15 protein-coding genes and 1 pseudogene are annotated in these 14370 nt (G+C 40.6%); 9 read left to right on the forward strand and 7 right to left on the reverse strand.

All coding sequences use genetic code 11. The features are described 5' to 3' along the window. Nucleotides 1–12 precede the first annotated feature (12 nt). Nucleotides 13–156, forward strand: a complete 144-nt coding sequence (locus ACSLFW_RS19600; protein ID WP_436557150.1) for a hypothetical protein — start codon at nt 13–15, stop codon at nt 154–156. Here ACSLFW_RS19600 and ACSLFW_RS19605 read toward each other — a convergent pair. The 3 genes from ACSLFW_RS19605 to argS form a co-directional block, all read right to left on the reverse strand. Then, on the reverse strand, nt 153–347 hold the full coding sequence (locus ACSLFW_RS19605; protein ID WP_436557151.1) for a hypothetical protein: 195 nt from the start codon (nt 345–347) through the stop codon (nt 153–155). The genes ACSLFW_RS19600 and ACSLFW_RS19605 overlap by 4 nt on opposite strands. A 65-nt stretch (nt 348–412) precedes the next feature. Then, nucleotides 413–1789 (reverse strand): hypothetical protein, encoded by a 1377-nt coding sequence (locus ACSLFW_RS19610; protein ID WP_436557152.1) that lies wholly within the window; start codon nt 1787–1789, stop codon nt 413–415. Between the two features lie 24 nt (nt 1790–1813). Continuing rightward, nucleotides 1814–3592 carry an arginine--tRNA ligase gene (gene argS, locus ACSLFW_RS19615; protein ID WP_436557153.1) on the reverse strand — a complete coding sequence of 593 codons (1779 nt, stop codon included), beginning with the start codon at nt 3590–3592 and terminating at the stop codon, nt 1814–1816. Between the two features lie 212 nt (nt 3593–3804). Here argS and ACSLFW_RS19620 point away from each other — a divergent pair, with 212 nt between their 5' ends. The 8 genes from ACSLFW_RS19620 (at nt 3805) to ACSLFW_RS19655 (ending at nt 9616) form a co-directional block, all read left to right on the forward strand. Next, nucleotides 3805–4323, forward strand: a complete 519-nt coding sequence (locus ACSLFW_RS19620) for a choice-of-anchor L domain-containing protein (protein WP_436557154.1) — start codon at nt 3805–3807, stop codon at nt 4321–4323. Between the two features lie 140 nt (nt 4324–4463). Next, complete coding sequence (locus tag ACSLFW_RS19625) at nt 4464–4874, forward strand: choice-of-anchor L domain-containing protein (RefSeq protein ID WP_436557497.1); 411 nt, start codon at nt 4464–4466, stop codon at nt 4872–4874. Then, nucleotides 4871–5860 (forward strand): hypothetical protein, encoded by a 990-nt coding sequence (locus tag ACSLFW_RS19630; RefSeq protein ID WP_436557155.1) that lies wholly within the window; start codon nt 4871–4873, stop codon nt 5858–5860. The genes ACSLFW_RS19625 and ACSLFW_RS19630 overlap by 4 nt, the downstream gene beginning before the upstream one ends. Nucleotides 5861–5916: 56 nt before the next feature. Continuing rightward, nucleotides 5917–6264: a hypothetical protein gene (locus tag ACSLFW_RS19635; RefSeq protein ID WP_436557156.1), complete on the forward strand. Its 348-nt coding sequence runs from the start codon at nt 5917–5919 to the stop codon at nt 6262–6264. A gap of 419 nt (nt 6265–6683) precedes the next feature. After that, nucleotides 6684–7565, forward strand: a complete 882-nt coding sequence (locus ACSLFW_RS19640) for a hypothetical protein (protein ID WP_436557157.1) — start codon at nt 6684–6686, stop codon at nt 7563–7565. 366 nt (nt 7566–7931) lie between these two features. After that, entirely contained in the window at nt 7932–8201 is a 270-nt protein-coding gene (locus ACSLFW_RS19645) for a hypothetical protein (protein ID WP_436557158.1), read from the forward strand. Then, on the forward strand, nt 8188–8925 hold the full coding sequence (locus ACSLFW_RS19650; protein ID WP_436557159.1) for a hypothetical protein: 738 nt from the start codon (nt 8188–8190) through the stop codon (nt 8923–8925). Before ACSLFW_RS19645 ends, ACSLFW_RS19650 begins: the two co-directional genes overlap by 14 nt. A 253-nt stretch (nt 8926–9178) precedes the next feature. After that, a complete protein-coding gene (locus ACSLFW_RS19655; protein WP_436557160.1) occupies nt 9179–9616 on the forward strand; it encodes a T9SS type B sorting domain-containing protein in 438 nt (145 codons plus the stop codon). A 183-nt stretch (nt 9617–9799) separates the two neighbouring features. Here ACSLFW_RS19655 and ACSLFW_RS19660 read toward each other — a convergent pair whose 3' ends face one another. The 4 genes and pseudogenes from ACSLFW_RS19660 to ACSLFW_RS19675 all read right to left on the reverse strand — a co-directional run bounded on the left by ACSLFW_RS19660 (nt 9800) and on the right by ACSLFW_RS19675 (nt 14259). Next, a complete protein-coding gene (locus ACSLFW_RS19660; protein WP_436557161.1) occupies nt 9800–10807 on the reverse strand; it encodes a 3-oxoacyl-ACP synthase III family protein in 1008 nt (335 codons plus the stop codon). A 197-nt stretch (nt 10808–11004) separates the two neighbouring features. Next, nucleotides 11005–11975: pseudogene (locus ACSLFW_RS19665) on the reverse strand (ABC transporter ATP-binding protein). Between the two features lie 299 nt (nt 11976–12274). Further along, complete coding sequence (locus tag ACSLFW_RS19670; RefSeq protein WP_436557162.1) at nt 12275–13585, reverse strand: ABC1 kinase family protein; 1311 nt, start codon at nt 13583–13585, stop codon at nt 12275–12277. 2 nt (nt 13586–13587) lie between these two features. Beyond that, nucleotides 13588–14259, reverse strand: a complete 672-nt coding sequence (locus tag ACSLFW_RS19675) for a TetR family transcriptional regulator C-terminal domain-containing protein (protein WP_436557163.1) — start codon at nt 14257–14259, stop codon at nt 13588–13590. Nucleotides 14260–14370: the final 111 nt, after the last annotated feature.

Below are 14370 nucleotides of genomic sequence, written 5' to 3' on the forward strand. Positions count from 1 at the left end.
CCATGGGGAAATATGAGTACCGCGACCGCCGTTACCGAAATATTGCTGCAGGTTTTTGCGCACTTTATCCGTCATCAAATCTGCCTGAATATGAGAATCGCCGATGTGAACGATATTGATCTTTCGGCCTTTCACAACCGGGTTATTACGGTCTAAATCATACAATTTCTGAAAAAATGGCAGAATGGCATTCGGGTTTTGAGTCCGTTTTCAGGCAGCACAATTTCTGCCGTATCAACCAAAATTGAATCAACTTCAACGGCAACGGTATCCACAACCTGAGCTTGGATTTTAGTGCCGGAAATTACCAGCAACAATAGGAAAAGCCATTTAATCTTCATCTTCATTATTTTGCATGATGCTGTCTGATTCTACAGGCCTTTCCGGCGCTTTTTTGTTTTTTCTTAAGGTTTTATATTGCTCGTAACCCTGAGAAATCTGCGTGTAAAGCATTCCTGCCACTTTTTTCGCACCACGGAAATTGAAATGCGTGTAATCTTTGTTGGCCAATGGCGGATCTTCTTCGGTTCGATTTGGTCATCGAACCGTCGCCACCCATAAGCGTGTAAAGGTTGACGAAACCAGATTTGGTCTTGATGGCATAACGCTTTTGTGCATTGGAAAGTGGCACGACGGCAGAGTCGGTTTTCATTTCCAGATCATATTTCGAAGCTTTATCAGCTGTGGAAATAATCAATATCGATACGCCCGGGAAACATTCGCGCAGACGGTTAACGGTGCGCGTCATGCTTTTGTCATACCAACTATAATCTTTCGTGCCGTAATTCAAAACGTTGGTGCCGTAATGCAGGACGATTAAATCATAATTAAGTTTTTCCTGGAAAGCGCGCATCAGCGTGACATCGAATTTTGAAATCGGGATGCCGGAATTGCCGCGTTGTGAGAAATTATCAACGTGGACGCCTTTTCCGTCGTCGAAATTGAATCCGTAAACCGGAATCGAATCGGCATCATGAAAATCGGCTTTTACAGTTTTGATACTATTTTGCGACAACACTAATGTATTAAGGACGCTATTCGGAACGAGTTTTTTGCGAATCGTATCTTTTCCGATTTGGTAAGAAACAACGCCGTGTTTATTTTTAGAACTTCCATAGAATAATGTCGGATTATCGAGCATCGACGTGAACTTACCATTATTCGCTTTGAATTTTACCCATTCGGTATGCGCGGTATCATTCGCGAAAAATACGTGACCGTTAACGCCAAAAGGGCGCAGTGGATTTTTTACATTTAAATAAGACTGCATTTTCCAGTTTCCTGAAAATTGGTGCGTCACGGAGCTTCGTGAAGCCGCAGATTCTGAAGTAATCGACACAAATCCAACACCTTTACCACCGAATTTTTCCTGCATCGCAGCACGCAAATCCTGTACGATAAAATCACCGTCGGTCATAGAATCTCCGAAATAAGCGATGCGGACGTTGCCGGATTTGTTGGTTTCGAGCTGGTATAATTTTTCGAAGAATGGAATCAGGTATTGGAATCCTTTATAATCTTCATACGATTCTTCCGGAAAAGTGACACCATTGGTTTCGTAGTAAACAATTGGCTGGTTTCCTAAAGTATCTCCGATTCCTGCATTTAAAGTATCTTTTTCTGCTTCGAAAGCGTCAATGAGCATGCTGTCGATAAGGACATTTTTAGTCGTTCCGGCTTTTGCGGAGAAGATCTTTTTCGGCAATACTTTCTTCAATCCAACAAAAAAGATTGCAGATAGCAATATTATCAGGAAAGACTGGAAGAAATACGATTTACTGGTGTTCACTTTTGAATCTTAATATTAATTGCCTTACATTCTCGCAGGAACCTGTATTCCCAACAACGCAAAAGCGGATGCAATAGTATCGGCTACTTTTTTGGACAATTGTACGCGGAAGATTTTCTCATTCATTTTGTCAGAACCTAAGATCGGAACGGCCTGGTAGAAGGAATTATATTCTTTCACCAAATCGTATACATAGTTGGCAATCAGCGCCGGGCTGTGATTTTGCGCGGCATTCTGGATGATTTCCGGATACAATTCGATTTGCTTGATGAGTTCTTTTTCTTTTTCGTGAAGTACGATATTTTCGGCAGTTGTGCTGAAATCAAAATCGGCTTTCCTGATGATCGATTGGATTCTCGCGTAAGTATATTGGATGAACGGAACTGTATTTCCCTGAAAATCGACAGATTCTTTCGGGTCGAACAAAATTCGTTTCTTCGGATCTACCTTTAATATATAGTATTTGAGTGCGCCGAGGCCTATTGTTTTGTACAATGCCGCTTTCTCAGCATCAGAATAACCGTCAAGCTTGCCGAGTTCTTCAGCGATTTTTTGTGCGGTTTCGGTCATTTCTGCCATTAGATCATCGGCGTCAACAACAGTGCCTTCGCGGCTTTTCATTTTTCCGGAAGGCAAATCGACCATTCCGTAAGACAAATGGAAAAGGCTTTCTGCCCAGTCGAACCCGAGTTTTTTCAGTATTAGGAATAAGACTTTGAAATGGTAATCCTGTTCGTTACCAACGGTATAAACCATTCCGCCCACGTCTGGAAAATCCTTCACACGCTGGATGGCAGTGCCGATATCTTGTGTCATGTAAACAGCAGTTCCGTCTGAACGCAGGACGATTTTGCGATCGAGGCCATCTTTGGTCAAATCAATCCACACAGAACCGTCCGGATCTTTTTCGAAAATACCCTTTTCAAGACCGAATTGTACAACTTCTTTTCCTAATAAATAAGTATTGCTTTCGTAGTAATAAGAATCAAAATTTACTCCTATAGTATTATAGGTCTGTTCGAAACCATCGTAAACCCATTGGTTCATCTTTTTCCAGAGTGCAATTACGTCTGGTTTTCCGGCTTCCCAATCAAGGAGCATTTGTTGTGCTTCGAGCATGATTGGCGCTGATTTCTTGGCTTCGTCTTCTGATTTTCCTTCGGCAACCAATTCACCAATTTGTTTTTTGTATTCCTTATCGAAAGCGACATAGGCGTTTCCGACGAGTTTATCACCTTTCAATCCTGTTGATTCGGGCGTTTCTCCGTTACCGAATTTTTCCCATGCAATCATTGATTTGCAGATGTGAATACCACGATCGTTGATGATTTGTGTTTTGTAGACTTTTTTTCCGGAAGCTTTTATGATTTCGGCGACGGAATATCCTAACAATACATTTCGAACGTGCCCTAAGTGTAATGGTTTGTTGGTATTTGGCGAAGAATATTCAACCATTATTGCTTTTTCATTCACATCAATCGTTACAGAACCGAATTTTTCATCGGCTTTGATACCATTGAAAAAATCCAGATAGTATTTATCGGAAATAACAATATTTAAAAATCCCGAAACTACGTTGAAACTGCTGACTTCTGTAACATTATCGACGAGATACCGGCCGATTTTATTACCGATTTCAACAGGGTTGCTTTTAATTTGCTTCAGCAATGGAAAAATGACCATGGTAATATCGCCTTCGAAATCGCGTCGGGTCGCCTGGAACTCAATTTTATCGATTGATGTACCAAACAAAACGCCGATTGCGTTCGTGATTTCGGGCGTGAGAATGGATGAAAGTGACATGGTCTGATTTTTAAAGGTGCAAAGATAATTCTAATTCTGTAACAGGGCTGTAAGAAAGTTAAATTTTTAGGTTAAAGTAGGGTAAATGATTAAATAAACTGTTATTGGGTATATTTATGAAGCTCAGAAAATTGTTAACACGATTTTATGAATTTTAAGAGTTATTTATAAAATAATTATTATGTTTGTTACCTTAAAATAATTTTGAAAAAATGAAAAAGATCTTTATTTTTCTACTGTTGACGGTCTCTTTTGCCGGGTTTTCACAAGGTGTTGTCATTGATGCAACTACCTATAATCCAAACCAGCTTGTAAACCAGATTCTTATCAATTCACCCTGTGTTTCAGGTACTAACGTACAGGCATCAACAGGTACGGCTTTTGGTTCAACTAATGGTATCGGTTACTTTACCAATAGTAATCCAAACTTTCCGTTTGCAAAAGGTGTTGTTTTAACAACAGGAGATGTAACGAAAGTTCCAAGTCCGAATAACACTGTACTTAGCGACGGTACTGCTGCATGGCCCGGAGATACAGCTCTTGAAACAGCTTTAGCGGCACAAGGCGTGAATGTAGTTTCTAAAAACGCTACGGTACTTGAATTTGACTTTATTCCGTCAACGGCGAGTTTTGATTTTTCATTTGTTTTCGCTTCTGAAGAATATGGCCAGGGCAATGTAATTTCTCTGATGCTTTTGCATTTTTGCTTACACCAATCACAAATCCGGTGACCAACACAAAATATTGCTGTAATCAATGGTAATGTTCCGATTTCTGTAGAAACTATCAGGGATATTGCCAATAACCCTAACTGCCCGTCTGCAAATGCTGCCTACTTTGGAACTTATAACCCTCCGGGATTGGGCCTGCAATCAATTTTAATGGCCAAACCGTAGAATTGGTAGCGCATGCGAATGTAGTTGCAGGAAACACTTATCACATTAAGCTTGTAATTGCAGATGGTGGTAATAACCCGGAATATGATTCTGCTATCTTCCTGGAAGCTAACAGCTTTAACATTGGCCAGGATATCCTTCCTGCTGATATTTCACTTTGTGCTAATGATCCCTTACCAACAATCAATACAACAGCGATTCCGGTTCCTACAACTTATGTATGGACAGAACTTGTTGGCACGACTTTAACGCCACTGGTACCGGCTCAGACAGGCCCTTCGTTAAATCTTAACAACCTTACGACACCTCCGGGGCCGGAACTCATATTTATAACCTTAATTATGTACGTCAGGGTTGTGATCCTGTTGACAATCAGATTGAGGTGAAAATTTATCCGCCTGTCAATGCATTAGCGACTGTACCTGACATCTATGTCTGTAATACAAGTGCTGCTTCGTACAATGTTGATTTGACAAAAAATACGACAATCATATTAAATAACAATACTCCAACTAATACTTCTGACGATTTATCTCCGACGACCACGAGTATCACTTATTTTGATACGCTTGCCAATGCCAATGGTGATGGCGTTACGGGTGCGTTAGGGAATACTTATACATTGCCTAGTACACAAAGCGGGAAAATTATCTACGCAAGGATAAAAGATTCAAGTGCTCCTTGTTTTATTGTAAGGCCTTTTGCTTTGAATATTGTCGCGAGTCCTATCATTGCGACAACTCCGACTGCAATAACCCAATGTGCCCGTAATCTTACGGATCCAACGCCATTATCAAATTTCCCGTTATCGCAAATAAAAGCTGATGTTTTAGGTGGACAGAGTCCGGTCTATAATATCGTTACTTTCCATTTTACCGCTGCCGCTGCTGCTTCGGGTATTCCGCCAGTTGCCACAACAGCTCCCCTGAACCTTACAACACTTACCAGAGTTTTATATGTAAGGGTTGCCAATATCTCGAATCCGGATTGTTATGCTGTAACTACAGTTCAGCTTACGGTTGTGCCGCTTCCTCAGGTTGATATTCTTCCGGATGTAGTTGTATGTACTTCTTACACACTTCCTCCATTGACTTATGCCGGTTCAGGTTATTTTACCGGTGCAAACGGTGTACGTCCGCTCGCAGTAGGTGCTTCTATTACTACTACGCAAAATATTTATGTATATAATAATAATGGTACTTGTAGTGGTCAGGATCTTTTTAAAGTTACAAAATCTGATTTACCGGGTATCGCACCTGCTTCTGGAACATACTGTACGTCTTATGCGTTACCGGCATTGCCATACGGAACTTACTATGAATTCGCGGGTGAGCCGGCTGGAAATCCTTCGGGCCTTATGTTGGACCGGTAACAACTACGAAAACGCTGCATGTTTATTTTGAAGACACAACAGTAACACCTGCATGTGTGCAAGATCAGGCGTTTACAATTACAATCATACCGTTTGTTCCATTGGTGCAAACTGATTATCCAAACCGTTTCGCTTGTACTTCTTACACCTTACCTGTTATTGCTGGCGTTACTTATTATACTGGCCCTAACAAAGGTTTACCTGTTATAACGGGATCAATTTCAACGCCAGGTCAAAAAGTTGTATATGCTTATAAGGAAAGCGGCACCAGTTCTCCGAATTGTACATCTGAAGTTAGTTTCACCGTATTCATAGGAGCTGCACAAATCACAACCCCAGCAGATGTTGAATCTTGTACCGCTTATACTTTACCAACACTTGCTGTAGGACAATATTATTCATGACCAAACGCCGCTCTTCCTGTACTTACAGAAGTAACTTCAGGAGAGCAGGATGTTTATATCTCAGTTCCCGGACAACCATGTATTAATGACGTACATTTCCATGTTAAGATTGCAATTCCGCAATTAACGCCGTTTGCTGACGTACTAACCTTTATGTGACATCTACTATTTACCAAATCCAAACCACACCGGTCACTACTATACACAACCGGGAGGTTTAGGTACTCCGCTTAACGCAGGAGATCCAATTATCGGACAAGGTATACATACCCTATATTTTTATGATGTTCTTCCAAGTGATGCTACCTGCTTTGTTGAAGATAGTTTCACTGTAGAAATATTCAACTCTCCTCCTATCGATGCTAAACCGGTAGAAGTGATACAGTGTAATTCATGCTACACACTGGACGATTTGGTTAATGGAGAATATTATTTGCAATCTGGTCTGTCCAACCAATAACACAAATACATTATTGGTTCCGGGAACTCAAATATGCACGCCGGGTACCAACACCATTTATGTTTATTCAGGCGCTGTATCACCAAACACCTGCTTCCAGGAATACAGCATTGATGTTGTTATTGTGAGTACGACTGTTACTGATGTAAATGACCTTTCGGTTTGTAACAGCTACACTTTACCTCCTATCACAGGTAATGGTTCCTATTATGAATTACCGGGTGGTCGCAATATCTTTGGTGGTAATACTGTTATTCCAGCGGGAACTGTTATAATGCCTAATCCTCCGGGAACACCAGTTTACACCAAAACGATTTACATCTATGACCAAGACAACAATAGGGTTGCCTGTTCAGACGAGGATCCTTTTACAGTAACAATATTCACAACACCTGTAGTAGATCCTATCCTGCCTGTAACTTTCTGTGACAGTTATACATTACCTCCATACGCCAGTTTTAACACAACTCCGGCAAATGCTGTAAACCACTATTACACTTTACCTGGTGGTGCTGCAGGTGGTGGAACAGAAAAATTCCCCGGAGACCTTATTGCAAATGACACTACCATTTATGTAGTCGCTCAGGTTGGCGATGCAAACGTGACCTGTTTTGACGAAGAGCCTTTAGTAATTGACATCAACGCAACACCAGTATTAGTGGCTTCAGAAATCCAAAACGTACCGGCTTGTGATACTTACACATTGCCTGCGTTGACAGTTGGAAATTATTACACTGACAATACATATACAACACTTCTTACAAACCTTACCATCACAGGTGCTGCTTGCACGATGTATATGTATATGCTGAAACAGGAACTACACCAAACTGTTTTGTAAGCGGAACTTTTGTAGTAACTATTACAGACACTCCTGTAATCAGTCCGATAACACCGGTTGCATCTTGTGATACTTATGTAGTTCCGGCATATAATGATGCAATGTTTACAACAGTTGGAGCACCTATAACACACTTTTATACTTTACCTGGCTGGACCTACAATTTCCGGAGGTAACCCTGAGGTTCTTCCTGGCGCCACGCTCAATACAATTGGCACAACAACGCTTTATGCTTATGCCGATACCGGAACAACGCCAAACTGTTTTGATGATGAGCCATTCGTAATAACGATTGGTGCAACACCTGCATTCGTTGCTTCAGAAATTGACAATGAAGACCATTGCGATACTTACACACTGCCTGCTTTGACAGTTGGTAATTATTACACTGATGCTACGCATACAACACCACTTGCAAACCTTACTATTACTGGAGTTGGCGCGCATACGATATTTGTGTACGCGGAAAGTGCTTCGAATGCAAGCTGTAATATTTCTGCGACTTTTACGATAACTATTACTGATACTCCGGTAATTGCTACTGCTGATAGTGCCACAGTTAATGCTTGTAATGATTATACATTGCCAGCACTTACCACTACCGCAACTTCTGTAGGATATTTTGGAGGCTGCTAATGGTACAGGAGGATCTATTCCGGTAGGACAAAATTATACCACAAACCAGGTAATTTACGTACATGCCGTTAATGGTACTGCGCCAAATACTTGTGAGAGTGATGCTATGCTGACTATCAATATTTATAATGTAGATCAGGCAGCAAATGCAACAGTGTGTGGTTCTTATCAATTGCCGAACCTTACTGTTCCTGGTGCGGGATATTATACAGGATCAAATGGTGCCTGTCCGTTGGCTCAAGGTAGTTCTTACTCGAACATTCCCGGAACTTATACGCTTTATGTGTACGGTATGAATCCGGCGGGTACTTGTTCAGACGAGACTACTTTCCAGGTCACCATCAACGATAACCCGACAGCTACTGCTCCTTCGGCCAGCCAGACAACTTTCTGTGATGCTGATGGTTTGGATGACGGTGTTACTGCTTATGATCTTGATGGACTTACATCAACTATCCTTGGCACACAAAGCTCAGCAACTTATGAGGTGAAATATTACCAAGGATTGGGCGACATTGCCACAAACAATTTCATTCCTGTAAACAATGACGCTAATCTTACAGATACTTCGCTTCCATTTGTATATGCAGTCGTTACTAACATCGCCACACCGCTTTGTTACACTCCGATACGTATTGATATGACTATTATAGCGAAGCCAAAATCTGATCCGCTTTCGGGTGTCATTTGCGTAGACCGAACCAACAGGACAAATCACGCCTGAGACTATTGTCAGTGGCTACAGTTCTTCGCTTTACCACTTTGAATGGACAAAAGCTGATGGTACAGTAGTAAGTACAGCACCAAACTTTACGCCGCTTGAAGCCGGAGAATATAAACTGGTAATAACCGCTTTCACTAATGGAATTGCAGGATGTTTTTCAGATGATATACCGGTAACTGTTAAACAGTCATTAATCCCGCGTGCTGAAGATATTACAATTGAAACATCAGGATGGTTTACAAACAACCAGACATTGACTGTCAATTACAATGGCGACACTTCTAACCTTCTTTATTCACTGGATGGCGGTGAGCCGCAAATTGAAAAGACTTTTACAGGTTTAGACTCAGGTGCTCACGAAATAAGAGTAATTGACATAAATGGTTGTGGCGATGCAATGCTGCCTATTCCGGTTCAGATGGTCAACAGCCCTGCTTTCTTCTCTCCAAACGGAGATGGCATCAATGATACCTGGAAAATTCCGGTAGTATCAGAACAACCAGGTGTAAAAATCTTCATCTATGACAGATACGGAAAATTGTTGAAAGAATTGCAGACTGGTCAGGATTGGGATGGAAGATTCAATAGTTTTGAGCTTCCTGCAGATGATTACTGGTTTACTGTAAATTATATCGATCCGTTGACAAATTTACCTAAAGAATATAGATCACACTTTTCTATTATAAGATAAGTAAGAATGTAAAAAGGCTTTCCAAATCGGGAAGCCTTTTTTTATGAGTGCTATTTTGTAACAAATTAAACTTTTTGCTACTAATGTGTATAGCAAGTAATCTTGCATCTTTTATTAGTTAGAATTAGTCAGAAAAAAACCGGAGTGTGATGCCTCCGGTTTTTTAATTTTTCAATGCATTGACTACCACCTGATAATGACACTTCCCCAGGTAAATCCGCTCCCGAAGGCTGCAAGGATAACAATATCGCCTGATTTAATTTTTCCCTGCTCCCAAGCCTCTGTCAGCGCTATTGGCACCGAAGCTGCTGTAGTATTTCCATAACGTTGAATATTATTGTAAACCTGGTCATCCTTCAGACTGAATTTCTGCTGGATGAATTGCGATATCCTCAAATTCGCCTGATGCGGAATCAACATATCAATATCTGAGACTGTAAGGTTATTGGCCAATAATCCTTCATTGATGACTTCTGCAAAGCGAACGACCGCATTCTTAAACACGAATTGACCGTTCATGTGCGGGAGGTAGCTTTCATCATCCGGGTCATTATCCGAAAGGATATCGCTTACCCATCTTCCACCCATTCCGGGTGCTTTAACGATGAGCTCTTCTGCGTGTTCGCCTTCTGAATGCAGATGTGTTGAAAGAATCCCTTTTGTCAGATCTTCTTCACGGGATAAAATTGCTGCTCCTGCTCCATCACCGAAAATTACTGAGACTCCACGGCCTCGCGAAGTCATATCAAGACCAACAGAATGCACTTCCGAACCTATCACGAGAATATTTTTATACATGCCGGTTTTGATGTACTGATCGGCAACGGAAAGCGCATATACGAAACCCGAACATTGGTTGCGAACATCTAATGCGCCTACAGTTTTCAAACCTAAATCTCTTTGTACTAAAACGCCTGGACCAGGAAAATAATAATCCGAACTTAAAGTCGCAAAAACAATGAAGTCAATATCATCTTTTACGATCCCCGAACGCTCGATGGCAATTTTAGCAGCTTTCACCCCAATCGTTGTAGTAGTATCTTCTCCGCGGATGATGTGGCGGCGTTCCCGGATTCCGGTGCGCTCCTGGATCCATTCGTCATTGGTGTCAATGATTTTTGACAGATCGTCGTTGGTGACTATGTTATCGGGGACGTAAAAACCGAGTCCGCTGATTTTCGAATGGTACATATATTTCTTTTTAATTAAAAATCACACCTTGAATTTATGTTATCCTTAAAAAAGGACAAGACAAGGTAAGGTTTTTTTATTAATCGGTAAATTTAAATTTTTGGAATTAAAAGCAATTGAAAGTTAGGTCCACATCTTCTTTATGGAATTAAACCTACGATTGATACGTTTTATACTGGAATATAGAAAATGCTGTGCTATAAAAGCCTGATATCAATAATTTCGCGATCAGCGGTAAGGTAAGCCGTTTCGTTTTCGGGAATTTCAAATGCCGATTCGAAGAAAACCGCTTTCCGGTCGTGAACAGCTTTCACCAGATAATTGTGCCCTTTGAAATAGCAATGTTTAACAGTTACCTCAAAATCTGAAAATTCAGTCAGGAACAATTCGCTGGCGTATAAAAATATTGTTTTTTCTTTGTCTTCAGTTGCAATCAGGTTAGCAACTTTCACTTCGTTGACCTCTCCAAAAAGTGAGGCCGCATATTTGTCAATCGGCTTAAGATAGACTTTTGCTGATAAGTCGTGCTGCACGATCTGACCGTTTTTCATTACGATGGTTTCATCTGAAAAAGATAAAGCGTCGATGCTGTCATGAGTTGCAATGATGCACGTGATATCTTTAAATTTAAGGTAGGCGAAAAGATTCCGGCGCAGCGCACCTTTTCTGAAACTATCGATATTACTGAAAGGCTCATCCAACAAAAGCACTTCAGGCTCCAATGCCAAAACCCTTGCCAATGCGACGCGCTGTTGCTGTCCGCCGCTTAAATACTTTGCTTTTGTATTGGCATAAGCCGTCATTTCGACCATTTCTAGCAGTTCATTTACGCGTTGATTTTTTTCTTCGGGATACATATTCGAGAGGAACTTCCCGACGTTTTCAGCAACTGTAACATAAGGCATTAAATCGTAATCCTGAGCGAGATATTTCATTTCAGGCGCACCCGGAATAAGGTGGAATTTTGGCCCAGAATCTGATTCTCATTCCAGAAAATTTCACCTCCGTTTAAATCATACAAACCGTAAATTAATTTGAGTAAAGTGCTTTTTCCACAACCGCTTTCGCCGATGACGGAAAGATTCTGACCTTTTTTTAGCGTGAAACTGAGATTATTGATTACGGGTAGGGTATCGTAAGCGAAGGAAATAGTATTGATTTGAAGCATTGGGATTGGCATTCTGGATTTAAAATGCAAAGGTAGTTTTTTGAGTCGAAAGCCGAAAGACAAAAGCCGAAAGTGCTGTAGATTGTGAAAAATAAAAATCGAAGTTTTAAATGAGTTGCTCATTCTTTAGACTTTGGACTTGTCACTTTTGACTTGAAAAAAGTAAGGGCGGATTCTCAAACGTGGAGATCCGCCCTTACCAACCTAACCAATAAAACAAACTTTTTTGAGTCAAAAGTCGAAAGATTAGAACTTACGACAAAATGAGTGACTTTTCTCTTTGGACTTTAGTCTTTCGACTACTTCATATATTTTTTATAATGTTGTGTATCCACTCTGGCTTTCAAATCGTGTAATAAATTGTACAATCCGAAGAACGTACGGTTAATATACAAAAAATGTTTCGAACTTCTGTTGCCATTCATCTTACGCAATTGCGAATCTTTTGAAAATGCTTCCCCTAAATCTGAAATTTCTTTGAAGAAAGCTTCATCCGAAAAGTCAAAACTTTCGCTTCTGAAAGGTTTTGTGCATAAACTCAGCATCTGATGAAACAATCCGGTGAAATATTCAATTTCCTGTTGTGTATCGTCTTTGCGTAACACTTCAAGATCATACATCTTTTCCATGAACAAAACAACATTATCTAATATTTCAGGTTTTGAAATTTCGAAATACGGATAATAAAACTCATCGGGCACTTGTTTCACACAGCCGAAATCTATCGCAATCAAATCGTCATTCTCATCGACCAGAAAATTTCCCGGGTGTGGATCGGCATGAACCTGGCGCAACTGGTGCATCTGAAAGAGATAGAAATCCCATAACGACTGCCCGATTTTATCGGCTTTTTTACGGTCTTTGTTGTGAGCCGTCCATTCGGATAAATGCTCACCGTCCATCCAGTCCATCGTGATGGTTTTTTCCGACGACAATTCCGGATAATATTTCGGGAAACGCAAATTTGGAATATTTTTGCACGCTTCTGCGATTTCTATTCCCTGGCGCACTTCGAGTTTATAATCGGTTTCTTCTATTAATTTATGCTCAACCTCCTTGAAATATTTCTCAGAATCTTTTCCCTGGAGGTTGAACATCTTAATCGCAAACGGTTTAACGATTGCAAGGTCTGAGCTGATACTGTCTGCCACTCCGGGATATTGGATTTTCACAGCAAGTTGTTTCCCATCTTTGGTTGCCTTGTGTACCTGACCGATACTGGCGGCATTTACGGAATCCGGAGTGAAAGTGTCGTATATCGCTTCAGGATATTGTCCGAGATACGTCTTAAAGGTTTTGCGAACGAGCGGCGCCGACAAAGGCGGAACAGAAAATTGTGACAGCGAGAATTTATCGACATACGCTTTTGGCAGGATATTTTTATCCATGCTCAGCATTTGCGCGACTTTCAGCGCGCTTCCTTTCATGTTCTTGAGGCCGTCGTAAATATCTTCGGCATTGCTTTCGTTGAGTTTGTCGCGGGTTAATGACGGATGGATTATCTTTTCGCCGTAATAAGCGACATAATTGCCACCGACTTTAAATCCGGTCTTAACGAGTTGCGATGCGCGTTCTATCTTTCCTGTGGGTATTTTATCTAATGTCTTCATCGTTATCTCATTTTAGCTTCTTTGAAAAGGAATTTTCCGAGGTCAAAGAGGTTTTCGAGCGGTTTTGTATCGAGTAAATCGACAGCCGTATTGACAGACTTTTCGATAAGGATATCCGTTTTTTCGAAACCTTTGGAAGTGTCATCTAACCAGAATTTCAATATGAATAAGAACTGTATCCAGGCGCCTTCGGCAAAAACGGGTTTGGTGACTTTTTGCACTTTGGCCATTTTTTCTGTTGCACCTGCTTCCATGACATTTACGATGAAATCGCGAAAATGGTTTCTGATGCCTTTTAATTGTTTCAGGTTTTTCAATCCTTCTTTATTCTCGTCAAGCGTATAAACCACATAACTGCGGTTGAGCGTCAGTATTTCGAATAAAGTGAAATATAAAGTGAGCAGCTTATTCTTTTTCGTGTAAGCGACATAGCCTTTTTCATTTTCAATCGTGGCGATGGCATTTTCGAAAAACTTCACCCAGATTTCCGCCTTTATGCCTTCAAGCGAATTGAAAAAAGTATAGAATTCAGATTCTTCGATGCCGTTCTTTTTACAAAAAGTATAGACATTCAAAGGCTGATTGTTGCTTTCCATGACATCCTGCATATACAATGCAATAATCTGGTTGTCATCGAGTAACGGTTTCTGTGCTGTTGTTTTTTTCGTTGCCATGATTGTTGATTTATATCTGCTACAAATTTACGTTTCAAAAATTTCTGAAACATATAATAGTTTGTTAAATATCTTTCAAAAAAAATGAACGATGGTTAATTAGAGAATGAG

Origin of the sequence: Flavobacterium sp. 3HN19-14 (assembly GCF_051373205.1) — a bacterium.
In the GTDB taxonomy this organism is placed as follows: Bacteria; Bacteroidota; Bacteroidia; order Flavobacteriales; family Flavobacteriaceae; genus Flavobacterium.